General features: G+C 72.1%; 11 protein-coding genes and 1 riboswitch. Of the genes, 6 read left to right on the top strand and 5 right to left on the bottom strand.

What is annotated here, in order from left to right:
• Nucleotides 1-75: 75 nt before the first annotated feature.
• Nucleotides 76-1,560, bottom strand: coding sequence for a glycosyltransferase (locus ACP4J0_RS18920; protein ID WP_426599840.1), 1,485 nt, complete (start codon nucleotides 1,558-1,560; stop codon nucleotides 76-78).
• Between the two features lie 28 nt (nucleotides 1,561-1,588).
• A complete protein-coding gene (locus ACP4J0_RS18915) occupies nucleotides 1,589-2,659 on the bottom strand; it encodes a GNAT family N-acetyltransferase (protein WP_426599839.1) in 1,071 nt (356 codons plus the stop codon).
• Nucleotides 2,660-2,939: 280 nt separating this feature from the next.
• Here ACP4J0_RS18915 and ACP4J0_RS18910 point away from each other — a divergent pair, with 280 nt between their 5' ends.
• Nucleotides 2,940-3,749, top strand: a complete 810-nt coding sequence (locus tag ACP4J0_RS18910) for an HAD family hydrolase (RefSeq protein ID WP_426599838.1) — start codon at nucleotides 2,940-2,942, stop codon at nucleotides 3,747-3,749.
• 138 nt (nucleotides 3,750-3,887) lie between these two features.
• On the opposite strand, the gene ACP4J0_RS18905 is transcribed toward ACP4J0_RS18910, so the two are convergent.
• Entirely contained in the window at nucleotides 3,888-4,388 is a 501-nt protein-coding gene (locus tag ACP4J0_RS18905; protein ID WP_426599837.1) for a transglycosylase SLT domain-containing protein, read from the bottom strand.
• Between the two features lie 5 nt (nucleotides 4,389-4,393).
• Nucleotides 4,394-4,561, bottom strand: a riboswitch (cyclic di-AMP (ydaO/yuaA leader).
• A gap of 687 nt (nucleotides 4,562-5,248) precedes the next feature.
• Here ACP4J0_RS18905 and ACP4J0_RS18900 point away from each other — a divergent pair.
• From ACP4J0_RS18900 to ACP4J0_RS18885, 4 genes are all read left to right on the top strand, one after another.
• Nucleotides 5,249-6,259 carry a polyprenyl synthetase family protein gene (locus ACP4J0_RS18900; protein ID WP_426599836.1) on the top strand — a complete coding sequence of 337 codons (1,011 nt, stop codon included), beginning with the start codon at nucleotides 5,249-5,251 and terminating at the stop codon, nucleotides 6,257-6,259.
• Nucleotides 6,260-6,645: 386 nt separating this feature from the next.
• Entirely contained in the window at nucleotides 6,646-7,878 is a 1,233-nt protein-coding gene (locus tag ACP4J0_RS18895; protein WP_426599835.1) for a LolA family protein, read from the top strand.
• A gap of 118 nt (nucleotides 7,879-7,996) precedes the next feature.
• On the top strand, nucleotides 7,997-8,992 hold the full coding sequence (locus ACP4J0_RS18890) for an ABC transporter ATP-binding protein (RefSeq protein WP_426599930.1): 996 nt from the start codon (nucleotides 7,997-7,999) through the stop codon (nucleotides 8,990-8,992).
• A gap of 31 nt (nucleotides 8,993-9,023) precedes the next feature.
• Nucleotides 9,024-9,938, top strand: a complete 915-nt coding sequence (locus tag ACP4J0_RS18885; RefSeq protein WP_426599834.1) for an ABC transporter permease — start codon at nucleotides 9,024-9,026, stop codon at nucleotides 9,936-9,938.
• Here ACP4J0_RS18885 and ACP4J0_RS18880 read toward each other — a convergent pair.
• Entirely contained in the window at nucleotides 9,928-10,533 is a 606-nt protein-coding gene (locus tag ACP4J0_RS18880) for a flavodoxin family protein (RefSeq protein ID WP_426599833.1), read from the bottom strand. The genes ACP4J0_RS18885 and ACP4J0_RS18880 overlap by 11 nt on opposite strands.
• A gap of 375 nt (nucleotides 10,534-10,908) precedes the next feature.
• Nucleotides 10,909-11,154, bottom strand: coding sequence for a hypothetical protein (locus ACP4J0_RS18875; protein WP_426599832.1), 246 nt, complete (start codon nucleotides 11,152-11,154; stop codon nucleotides 10,909-10,911).
• A 720-nt stretch (nucleotides 11,155-11,874) separates the two neighbouring features.
• Here ACP4J0_RS18875 and ACP4J0_RS18870 point away from each other — a divergent pair.
• Nucleotides 11,875-12,390 carry a hypothetical protein gene (locus ACP4J0_RS18870; RefSeq protein ID WP_426599831.1) on the top strand — a complete coding sequence of 172 codons (516 nt, stop codon included), beginning with the start codon at nucleotides 11,875-11,877 and terminating at the stop codon, nucleotides 12,388-12,390.
• Nucleotides 12,391-12,416 lie beyond the last annotated feature (26 nt).

Here is a 12,416-nt window from a genome sequence, read left to right as displayed (position 1 = left end):
GGAAGACGGGTATGTGCCCGCCCACAGCCGGGGCCTCCTCCCGTGCCCCGGTCGCTCCCGGAGCCTCCGCCTCGCTCATCGCGCCTCCAGTGCGACCGTGCGCAGGGCGCGGCGGGCCCGCAGATAGCCGACGGGGCCGTAGAGCATGCCCCGGCGCTGCAACCGGGACAGGCGCCGCGGCCAGGGATGCGTACGGGAGTCGTGCCCGCCCGGCACGCCCGCCGCCGGTCCCGTGCCGTCGGTGGCGTCGCCGTCGGCGGTGGCGCGTACGGCGGTGGCGCGTACGGCGGTCAGCCCCCGCGCGTGCGCCAGCCCGCCCGGCACCCGGGCGAGGAAGGCAGGCAGCAGCGACGGACGGTTCACCAGGATCGCCGTGAGGTACGCGGTGAGGCCCGCGCCGTAGCCGTACGCCTGGGTCTCCAGGTCCCGCCAGGTCTCCCGGTGGTGGTGCCAGACCAGTGCGCTCGGGGTGTAACGCAGCCGCTGCCCCTCGGCGAGGACGCGGACGAATCCGTAGAGGTCGTCGCCTCCCCGTGCGCGCGTGCCCGCGCCGGTCGCCGGGTCGAAGCCGCCGACCGCCCGCAGCACCGCCGTACGGAAGGCCATGTTGGCGCCCGAGCCGAACCGGCCCGCGGTGAACGGGAAGAGCGGCTCGTCGGCGGGCGGGTCAGCCGGGTCGTACGTGCGCGGGGTGAAGCCCTTCGCGAAACCGCCGTGGCTCTCCAGCAGCACCTGGGCGGGGGTGCGCAGCCGCGCGGGCAGGATCAGCCCCGTGGTGCAGCCCAGGCGCGGGTCGGCGGCGAACGGAGCGGTCAGTTCGGTGAGCCAGCGCGGGTCGGCGACCACGTCGTCGTCGGTGAACGCGATCACCTCGCTCCGTACGGCCGCGAGACCCCGGTTGTGCGCGATCGCGAGTCCGGGGACCGGTTCGCACACGTACCGCACCCGCTCGCCGTACTTCCGCTCGACCAGTTCCCGGGTCTCGCCGGTCACGGGCGCGTTGTCGACGACGATGATCTCGAAGTCCGGGTGGTCCTGCGCGAGCAGCGAGTCCAGCGCGCGGGCGAGCTGGTCCGCGCGTTCCCGGGTGGCGACCACGACGCAGGCGGACGGCGGCCGGGGCAACGGCTCGGGCGGCGCCTCCCGGGGGAGCTGCCGGGCGAGCCCGGCCAGCACCTCCGCGGGATCCGCGCCCTCGGGTACCTGCCCGAGCACCGTACCGACGGGCCGCCCCGCCCTCCTGACCAGGGCGAACACCGCGCCGGACGTCACCGGCGCGCTGCCCGGCCCCGGTCTCAGCTCCGTCGCCACGGAGCCGGCAGCCGACTGGACGCCAGGAGCTCTCTCGGTACGAGCGGCTGCCTCAATGCCGTCGGCTCCCTCGGCACGAGCCCTCCGGACGCCGGGAGCCCCGTCGGCACGAGCTGCCCCCTCGGCGCCCTCCCCTGCCTCGGGGTCGTCGGCTCCGATGTCCAGCTCGGCGACCTGCACCGGCCCGATGCCGAGGAACCCCTCTATCTCCCGCCGTGTCTCATGCCGCGCACGCCGCACACCGGCCATGCGCCCACCCCCTCGTAGATGCCCTCCGTCATGACCGGCGAAGCCGGGCCGCGCCCCTCAACGTCCGCACCGCCAGCGACGCCAGCCGGGGCCGGTCGCGCACGAAGCCGTGCGCGCGGCGGGCCGGCTCGCGGCCGAGCCAGTGCAGCGCGGCGCCCGCCCCCGGACGCGTCGCCGCTCCCTCGTACACGGGCAGTTCACCGGTCTTCAGCGAGTCCTTGTACTCCGCCGGGCCCCGCCCCATGTCGAGCATGCCGATGCCCTCGGCGGCGGCCGCCTCGGCCATCCGCAGATGCAGGATCAGCCCCGGCGAGTACTTCGCGAAGTCCGGGTCGTACGCCGGGAACCAGCAGGCCAGCACCGTCGCCGAGCGCAGTCCGAAGTGGGCGGCGACCGGCCGGCGGTCGGCGTAGAGCACGGACAGCGTGCCGGTGCACTCCGGTGCCCGGGTCTCGGCCAGCCGTGCCACGAGCCGGCTGATCCACTCCTGTGCGAACCGGTCGCGGCGCCCCGTCCTGCGGTACTGCGCCGACTTCCACTCCATGAGCGTGCGCAACGCGGCCGGGTCACGCTCGTCGAACACGAAGCGCACGTCACCGACCTGGCGGCCGAGCCGGCGCTCCTTGGCGAGGGTGGTCTTGAGGAACTTCGGTGACCGGTCGCGCAGTACGCCCTCGTACGCCTCGTACCCCCGCTCGACGTCGATGACGTAGGTGGTGAGCTCCTCGGCGGCGTACGGCACGAACAGCTCCTGGTCCGCCTCCAGGTTGTCGAAGGCGAAGCTCGACAGGGAGCAGGCCCGCAGCAGTTCGCGGGTGTTCAGGGCGAGGTCCTGGCGCAGCACCGCACCCTGGCAGTCCGACACCCCGAGTCCGATCGCCCGGCCCTGGCCCAGCTGCCCGCGCTCGTGCGGCAGGAAACCGGACGCCTCCCCGCCGTCGTACACCACCGCCACCCGCGCCCGCGGCCGTACCCGGCCCACGACGTCGGTGAACTCCGGTTCCATGAACGGATTGCGTGGTGCCGTCGACTTGGCGCGCAGCTCCCGCCAGTGTTCCCGTTCCCCCTCGCCCAGCTCCTCCGGCCTGAGCACACGCACACGTCCGCTGTTCAACCCGACCCCCCGATCAAGTTCCCCCTGGACAACAGGAAGGTACCTCCGGGGGCTCCCGGCCGGTAGGTAGCGGACCATGTTGTTGCCAACCGGTGCACAGGCCTTTAACCGGCTTTAGCCGATGATGTGCCAGGTTTCGGACAGGTTCGTGCGTCCTCGTGCGCCCGTGTGCCGTACTCGTGCGCACTCGTGCCGTACTCGCGCGTCCTCGTTCGGATGCGATCGCGGGTGAGTCGGACAGGTGCGGTGTCCGTATTCTCTGATCATGGACCGCACCGCATATTCACTCGTCGCCACCGACCTCGACGGCACGCTGCTCCGCGGCGACGACACCGTCTCCGACCGGTCGCTGGCCGCGCTGGCGCGGGCGGCAGGGGCCGGTGCGCGGCACCTGGTGGTGACGGGGCGGCCGGCGCCCCGGGTGCGGTCCCTGCTCGACCGCCTCGGCTGCACGGGACTCGCGGTGTGCGGACAGGGTGCCCAGGTGTACGACGCCGGCGCGAACCGGATGCTGTGGTCGGTCACCCTGGACCGGGAACTGGCCGAGACCGCACTCGGCAAGATCGAGGCCGAGGTGGGGCAGGTGTACGCCGCGGTCGACCAGGACGGCGTCGACGGCCTCACGCTCATCGAGCCCGGGTACCTGATGCCCCACCCCACGCTGCCCGCGGTGCGGGTCGAGCGGCGCGACGAACTGTGGTCCACGCCGATCAGCAAGGTGCTGCTGCGCCACCCCGACCTGTCCGACGACGAGTTGGCGGCGACGGCGCGCGCGGTGGTGGGCTCCCTCGCCACGGTCACCATGTCGGGGCCGGGGACGGTCGAGCTCCAGCCGTGCGGCATCACCAAGGCGACCGGCCTGGCGCTGGCCGCCGAGCGCCTGGGGGTGAGCCGACGGCGGACGATCGCCTTCGGGGACATGCCCAACGACATCCCCATGTTCGACTGGGCGGCACACGGTGTCGCCATGGCCGACGCCCACCCCGAACTCAAGGCGGTGGCCGACGAGGTCACCACGACGAACGAGGACGACGGCGTGGCCGTCGTCCTCGAGCGGGTCTTCGGGGCCTCCTGAGCGGAGCCCCCTCGGCCGAGGAGCCTCCTCGGCCGGAGCCTCTTTGTCAGTGCCTCAGTGCCTCAGGCGTCAGTGCTTCAGTTCCTCAGGCGCCAGTGCTTCAGTGCCTCTGTGGCAGTGCCTCTGTGGCAGTGCGTCTCAGTACGCGCCGAAGACGTTGTCCATCGAGCCGTATCGGTCGGCCGCGTAGTTGCAGGCCGCGGTGATGTTGGCGACCGGGTCGTACGGGTCCCAGGAGGTGCCGGGCACGTGGTACGCCTCGAAGGTCGGGGCGATCACCTGGAGCAGCCCCTTGGACGGGGTGCCGTTGATGGCGTTGATGTCCCAGTTGTTGATGGCGTACGGGTTGCCGGACGACTCCCGCATGATGTTGCGGTGGATGCCCTCGTACGTCCCGGGGATGCCGTGCTGGGCCATGATGTCGAGCGACTCCCGGATCCAGCCGTCGAGGTTGTCCGGGTAGGTCGTCGCCGCGGTGGTGGCGGCCGCGGCGGCCGTGGTGGTGGCCGGGGTGGCCGCGGACGCGCCGGTGGCGCCGAGGAGCGGCAGGGCGAGCACGGCGGCGCCGGTGCCGGCCACGGCGAGCTTGCGGGCGAGGCGGCTGGTCCGGGCGTGACGGTTCTGACCGTTGGCAGACATGTGTGAGTCCCTCTCCTTACGCCTGCGAGGTGAGCTGTCGGGTTCGGGCGGGGAGGTGCCCGGCCGGGTCCTGACGGACACGGCTTCACCCCGAGCCGCTCCGGTGGTGACCGGTGCGGCGACTTACCTGGGTCCCCCGCTCCTGCCTGCGAGTTTGTTGGCGGATGACTGTGCGTCCGGGCGGTGGCAGGATTCGGCGTCCGCCCGACAGGCCGGGAACGTATGCGAGAGCACATGTCCGAAACAAGTGCAGGAATCACCCAACGCGCCTGTTGACCTTGATCTGAGGGGTTTGAGGTACTTGATCCTTTGCGGCTGCCAAGGGCCAAATGCCTTGCGGGGCAAAGGGAGGGCACAGTCGGCGGCAGGGTTGCCCGGAGGTGCGGAGGAGTGAGTCAACTCACCCGCATCGACAAGTGTGGCAAATCGGGCATTGAGGCCAACTGTGGGTCAATTGCCCATGGGTGGGAGGGGTTCGGGTGCTGGTCGACGGCCGGGCGGGCCTGCTGTCGTGCGCACCCCGTGTGTGACCCCGCCCTGAGCGGTGTTTCCGCGCGCCCTGGGGGCATCCGTTCGGGGTGGGGCAGGGTGAGCCGAGTGGGTGACGTATTCGGAGTGCGAGCCGTTGGGAGGGGTGATGTGATCATCAGTGGCGGGTTCTGGCCCCGGCGATGTCGATCAATATCTGCTCATATCGCCTGATCAAAAACATACTGTTCATGATCCGATACCGACCGGCCTGTAACGGTGGGCGCTCGCGGTGATCGAAAGGTGACCGGATACGCTGGCTCGAGTGGTGGCAGCGACCTATCGACAAACCAGGTAATCGCCAGTAGACACCAGCAGACAGGAGACCCCTCGTGACCGTCGTCGGGCCGTTCGGGCTGAGCGTGCGGGACCAGGCTCTGGAAGCCGATGTCCAGGCCGGATTGGTTGCTGTCGAGGAAGGGTTGCTTGAGGCAACCAAGAGCGAGGTTCCGTTCATCACGGAGGCCGCCCAGCATCTGGTGCGGGCCGGCGGCAAACGATTCCGGCCACTGCTGGTGATGCTCTCGTCCCAGTTCGGCGACCCCTATGCCCCCGGGATCGTGCCCTCGGCCGTCGTCGTGGAGCTGACCCACCTCGCCACCCTCTACCACGACGACGTGATGGACGAGGCCGCCGTGCGGCGTGGCGTGGCCAGCGCCAACACCCGCTGGGGCAACTCGGTCGCGGTCCTCACCGGCGACTTCCTGTTCGCCCGCGCCTCCCAGATCCTCGCCGACCTCGGGCCCGAGGCGGTCCGCGTGCAGGCCCTGGCGTTCGAGCGGCTCGTCACCGGACAGATCCTGGAGACGGCGGGGCCGCAGGACGGCCGGGACCCCGTCGACCACTACCTCGACGTGCTGGGCGGCAAGACGGGATCGCTGGTGGCGGTCTCCTGCCGGTTCGGCGCGATGATGTCCGGCGCCGACGAGACGGTCGTGGACGTGCTGACCCAGTACGGCGAGCGGCTCGGCGTCGCCTTCCAGCTCGCGGACGACGTCCTGGACATCGCCTCCGACTCCCAGGAATCGGGGAAGACGCCCGGGACCGACCTGCGCGAGGGCATCCCGACCCTCCCGGTGCTGCGGCTGCGCGAGCGGGCGGCCCGGCTGGGGCTGGCCGACGACATCGCCCTGTGCGAACTGCTGGGCTCCGACCTGAGCGACGACGCGCGGCACGCGGAGGCGCTGCGGCTGCTGCGCGCCCACCCCGCGCTGGAGCAGGCGCGACGCGACACGGTGCGGTACGCCAAGGACGCCCGGGCGGCGCTGGCCCCGCTCAGGGAGTGCGAGGCGAAGGCCGCGCTGGTGGAGCTGTGTGACGCCGTGGTGCACCGGGCCGGCTGAGCACCCTGGCCACCCGGGACCTGCGCCGGGCGGGCCGCCGTAGGGCGGCGGGTGGTGACCTGTGCCGGGCGGGCCGTTGTAGGGCGGCGGGTGGTGGCCTGCGGCGGGTGGCGGCGTAGGGCGGATCATGGCGTACGGCGGCGATGCGCGGCGTACGGCTGTGGGGGTCCACCCCCTACGGGCCGGGGGAGTCGTGACCCCTCCGTGTCATCCCGCAGGAGTAGACGGAGTTGAGCCCGCGGTCTGACGATTCCGCCTGGCCGATTTGGTCAGATGGACACCACGGAAAACACCAATCCTCACCGATTCGGGTGAGAATGGCGGCTCACGGGTGGACGAGTGCGAGGTCGCGAGACAGCCGCCGCCGACGAGGAGGCAGGGCACACATGGCACCGATCGATTCCGACGACAACACGACGGCCGGGGCGGACGAGGGCCTGCGGGCAGGGCGGCGCAGGGCCGCGCGGTACGTCGTTCCGGTCGCGGTGATGGGAGTGGCGGCCGCGACGATCGGCCTCGTCCCGGCGATCGCCGACTCCGGGGACCCCGACCTTCCGAAGGTCACGGCGGAGCAGCTCATCGAGAAGATCGCCAAGTCGGACGTCCAGCAGCTGTCCGGCACGGTCAAGATCAGCACGGACCTGGGCCTGCCGGACCTCGGCGGCCTGGAGAGCGGCCTGATGTCCGGTATGGCCGGCGGTTCGGGTGGTCCGGGCGGTGACGAGGAGGGCTCCGCGGCCGACCCGTCGGCCAAGCTCACCGAGCTGGTGACCGGCACCCACACGCTCCGGGTCGCCGCCGACGGCCCCGACCGGCAGAAGCTGTCGCTGCTGGAGAACGCCGCCGAGTACAGCCTGATCCACGACGGCAAGGACGTGTGGGGCTACGACAGCAAGTCCAACGAGGTCTACCACTCGACCATCTCCGGCAGCGCCGAGCAGCCGGAGAAGGAGGTGCCGGCCACCCCGAAGGACTTCGCCGACCAGGCCCTCAAGGCGGTCGACGACACCACCTCCGTGACCGTCGACGGCACCGCGCAGGTGGCCGGCCGGGACGCGTACCGACTGATGATCAAGCCCAAGCAGTCCGGTTCCACGGTCGGCGCCATCAGCGTCGCGGTGGACGCCAAGACCGGCATGCCGCTGAAGTTCACGCTGACTCCGGCGAGCGGCGGCGCCGCGGTCGTGGACGCGGGCTTCACCGAGGTCAGCTTCGCGAAGCCGGACGCATCGACGTTCGACTTCACCCCGCCCAAGGGCGCGAAGGTCACCGAGGGTGACGAGGTGGCCGAGGCGCCGGAGCGCGGGCGGGAGGCCGGGGGCGACCTCGCCGAGGAGATGGACGGCCTGGCAGAGCAGGGCGGTCCGGAGGTCATCGGCGAGGGCTGGAACTCGATCGCCACCTTCGACACCGGCGGTCAGGGCCTGCCCACGGCCTCCGCGGGCGGCGACCTCGGCGGCTTCCTCGGCTCCTTCGGCGACCAGGTCAAGGGCGACTTCGGCTCCGGTACCGTCTTCAAGACCCGCCTGGTCAACGCCCTGATCACGGACGACGGCAAGGTCTACGCGGGTGCGGTCACCAAGGACGCGCTGGTCAAGGCGGCCGACGCAGCCCAGTAAGCGTCGGCGTCAAGAGCCCCGGGTGCCGGGCGTCGGGTGCTGGGCATCAGGTGCCCGTCACCCGGTGCCGGGCACCGGGGCGTCAGTGCGTAGGAGCGATTTCGAAGTGAGGGAGCCGATGGCCGAACCGGCCGAACCGTCCGCCACGGAACCGGTGGGCGCGAGTGAGGAGAGCGGCACGGATGACGCCGTCATCGCCACCCGTGCGCTCACCAAGCGCTACCGCGGCGGCCAGCTCGCCGTCGACGGTCTGGACCTGACCGTCCCGGCGGGCAGCGTCTTCGGCTTCCTCGGCCCCAACGGCTCCGGCAAGACCACCACCATCCGCATGCTGATGGGCCTGATCGAACCCACCTCGGGCACCGCCCGGGTGCTGGGCCGGACCATGCCGGGTGCCGCCCGCGCCGTACTGCCCCGGGTCGGTGCCCTCATCGAGGGCCCGGCCCTGTACGGCTTCCTCTCCGGCCGCGACAACCTGTTGCGCTACGACGCAGCGGACCCGACCGCCGACCCGCGCACCCGGCGTGAGCGCGTCGCGGCGGCGCTGGACCGGGTGGGCCTCGCGGCCGCCGCCGGCAAGAAGGCGAAAGCGTATTCGCTCGGCATGAAGCAGCGCCTCGGGCTCGCCGCGGCGCTGCTCCAGCCGCGCCGCCTGCTGGTCCTGGACGAGCCGACCAACGGGCTCGACCCCCAGGGCATGCGTGAGATCCGCGCGCTCGTGCGCGAACTGGCCTCCGACGGAACCACTGTCTTCCTCTCCTCCCACCTGCTGGACGAGATCGAGCAGGTGTGCACGCACGCCGCCGTGATGGCCCGAGGGCGGCTGATCACCCAGGGCGCGGTCGCCGACCTGGCGGCCGGGGCGCGCCGCCGGCTCGTGGTGACGACGCCGGACACGGGGGAGGCCGCCCGGGTGATGAAGGAACAGGGGGCCGGGGACGTGGTCGTCGCCGAGGACCGGGTGACTGCGGAGCCACCCGACCGCGACCTCGCCGACCTGAACGCCGCGCTGGTCACGGCCGGTGTCCGGGTCCGGGGCTTCGCAGTGGAACGGGCTTCCTTGGAGGACGCGTTCGTGGCACTGACCGGAGAGGGCTTCGATGTCGCAGGCTGAGATGCCGCAGGCTGAGATGCCGCGGGCTGAGATGCCGCGGGCTGAGGTGTCACAGACCGAGGTGGCGCGGACGGTGCGTGCCCCGAGTCCGCTGTGGTCCTTCGGACTGCTCCGCAGCGAAGTGCTGATCACCTTCCGGCGCTGGCGCACCCTCGCCCTGCTGGGCGTGCTGGCCGCCGTGCCGGTCCTGGTGGGGATCGCCGTGAAGATCGAGACGAGCGACGGGGCGTCGCTCGGCGGTGGCGGTGGCGGTGGCGGTGGTGGCGGCGGCGCGGGACCGGCGTTCATCTCGCAGATCAGCAACAACGGTCTGTTCCTGGTCTTCACCGCGCTCGCCGCGACCCTCCCGTTTTTCCTGCCGATGGCCGTCGGCGTCATCGCGGGCGACGCGATCGCGGGCGAGGCGAGCGCGGGCACGCTCCGCTACCTCCTGGTCGCCCCGGCCGGCCGCACCCGGCTGCTGCTCGCCAAGTACGCCACGGTGTTCGCCTTCTGCCTCGCCGCCACGCTGGTGGTCGCGGTTTCGGCGCTCGCGGTCGGGGCGCTGCTGTTCCCGGTCGGTGATCTGACCACCATCTCCGGCACCCGCATCACCTACCTGGAGGGCCTGGGGCGCGCGCTGCTGATCGCCCTGGTCGTGGCCGCCTCACTCGTGGGCGTCGCGGCCCTCGGCCTGTTCGTCTCGACCCTGACGAGCAGCGGCATCGCGGCGATGGCGACCACGGTCGGGCTGCTGATCACCGTCCAGATCCTCGAGCAGATCCCGCAGCTCGACGCGCTCCAGCCGTACTTTTTCTCGCACTACTGGCTGTCCTTCGCAGACCTGATGCGCGAGCCGGTCTACTGGGACGACCTGGTGAAGAACCTCGGCCTCCAGGCCCTCTACGCGGCGGTGTTCGGCTCGGCGGCCTGGGCACGGTTCACGGCCAAGGACATCACCTCGTAGGAGCGGTGTCCGCCGCCCGCTCCCACGGGAAACGGGCGAGCGGCGCCTCCTGCGCGAAGAACGTCTTCGCGCGGGCCAGTGCCTCGGTGTCCTTCAGGACGTCACCGGGCCTGCTGCCGTTGCCGAGCAGCACGCCGCCGAAGCGCATCCCCATGTAGGCCGCCGAGTTGTTCAGGCTGCCGATCAGCGGGTCGGCGGCCTCCTGCTCCTGGTGTGCGAGCGCGGTGACGCCCCACAGGGTGCGGCCGGCCAGGGTCGCCTTGAAGTCGAGACCGGGGGTGCGCAGCCAGCCGGACCAGTGGTCGAGGTAGCGCTTGACCGGCGTGGACAGCGAGTACCAGTACAGCGGCGAGGCGATCACGATGTCCGTGGCGGTGAGGGTGGCATCGAGCAGCAGGCCCGCGTTGCCCTCCGTGGGGCGTACGTGGTCGCTGTCGTGCCGCAGGTCCTCGAACTCGGGCAACGGATGCTCGGCGAGGCCGATCCACCGCTGCTCGACGTGCGCGGGAAGCTGTTCGGCGGCGCGGCGGGCGAGCAGTTCGGTGTTGCCTTCGGGGCGGCTGCTGCCCAGCAGGAAGAGAAAACGGCGGGTCATGAGGTCCCCCGGAGTCATCGGCGTGCGCGGATACCAGCACATGCATCATATGCATACGCATGTAGTTCCGCAGGTATTTCCGTCTCTCCTTCGGGCCGGCTCGGCGCACCCGCCCCAGGTCCCCCGTGGGGGCCGGCCCGCGTCGGTCTCCCGATACGGGCGTGACCTCCTGGAACGAGCCTGTGACACCCCGGTGACGCGAGAATCGCGAGCGAGCGGCGAGACTCGACGGTAGGTGTATGACAGGTAGGCACGACAGGCATGACAGGCTCTGGACGGCAGGCGACAAGCCGCCGACGGAAGCCGCCGATGAGTGGGGGAACGATGTCTCGACTCGGCCGCGACAAGCAGCGGGTCCACGAGGGCGCGGAGCGCTCACCCGACCCTGCGGCGGCGACGCCGATCGACGTCCGCGTGCCGGGGGCCGGCTCCGGCGCGCGCAGCGCGTCGGTCGACGGGACGCTGGTCGTCGCGGCCCCCGGCGAGGAGATCCAGAACGCGGTCCTGAACCGCCTCCACCGCCTCGCCGTCGCCGCCGGCCTTCCCGTCCTCGCCACGATCCACGACGAGCGCATCGGCTATTCCGTCCCGCTCCGGGTCGACCCGGACGGTTCCAGCCACCTCGCCGCGGAACCGGCGCCGACGGCTCCCGAGCAGCCGGCGGTACGACGGGGCCAGTCCACGCCCGTCCTCCGGCCGGTGGAGCCGGTGAGGGACGGCGTCCCTGCGTTCCGCCCGCCGGCGGTGCCCGAGCCGCAGCGGACGCCGGCCGGCGAATCCGCGCCGACGTTCACGCTGCGGGCTCTGCCGGAACCGGCCGGGAGCGCGGCGGCACCCGGGACGGTGGCACCGCCGACCGGAGAGTTCGGGCCGCCGCCCCGGATGGACGGTGCCCCCGCGACCGGCACTCCCGAAGGTGCGGGACCTCGGACGGCGACCGGGCGGGTCGCCGGGCCCGAGCCCGAGCCCGAGCCCGAGCCCGGGTCCGGGTCTGCCGTCGGACGTCGGCCGGCGCCCGCGTTTGAGCCGGCCTCTGCGTTTGAGCCGGTCTCTGCGTCTGAGCCGGCCCCTGCGTTTGAGTCCGTCCGTGCGTCTGAGCCGGTCAGTGGGCGTGAGTCGCTCCGTGGGCCTCAGTTCCTCCCCGGGTCCCAGTCCCTGCCCGGGCCCCAGTCCCTGCCCGGGCCCCAGCCTCTCCCCGGGCCCCAGTCCGTCGCCCGGCCCCAGTCGGCCGCCGCGCCGGAGCGGGTCACAGCCCCAAAGTCTGCCCTCGTCCCTGAACCGGTTGCCGACCTCGGCCCCGACCACAAGCCCACCCCCACCCCCGCCCGCGGCTTCGACGCCGTGGCCGAGGCCGTGCTCGGGGACGAACCGCTCACCGCACCCGGTGACGCCACCACCCCAGCGCTCCTCGCGGAGCCGACGGGCCGGATCAACGAAGCCGTCAAGGGAGGGCGTACGGAGGAGGCGGCTCAGCTGGCCGAACAAGCCGTGACGGAGGCGTCGGAAACGCTGGGGCCGGAGCACCCGGAAGTACTCCGGCTCCGGGAACTCGCCGCGTACATCGCGTACTTGTCGGGTGACCCGGACCGAGCCTTCCGTCTCTCCCTGGACCTGGCCCGGATGCACCGCCGCGCAGGCGACCAGGAGGCCGCCTACGGCAACGTCCAGAGCGCGGCCACCGCCTGGCGCGCCGTACGTGATCCGGAGCGAGGGCTGGAGATGGGGGACGATCTGGTCGGCCTGTGGAGCGAACTCGCCGCCGAGGAGGGCCCGGCCGCCGAGGACGCCGATCAACTGGAGTCCGCCCGCGCCCGGATGGGCCGCCTCGCCGGACGCGTCCGCACGCAGACCGGCTGACCGGCCGGACCGCCGGCTGCGCAGAC

The sequence above is a fragment of the Streptomyces sp. WG7 genome, from assembly GCF_049975785.1.
Lineage (GTDB): Bacteria > Actinomycetota > Actinomycetes > Streptomycetales > Streptomycetaceae > Streptomyces.
Note: the sequence above shows the minus strand (reverse complement) of the source record. Positions and strands in the feature narration are given on the sequence as shown.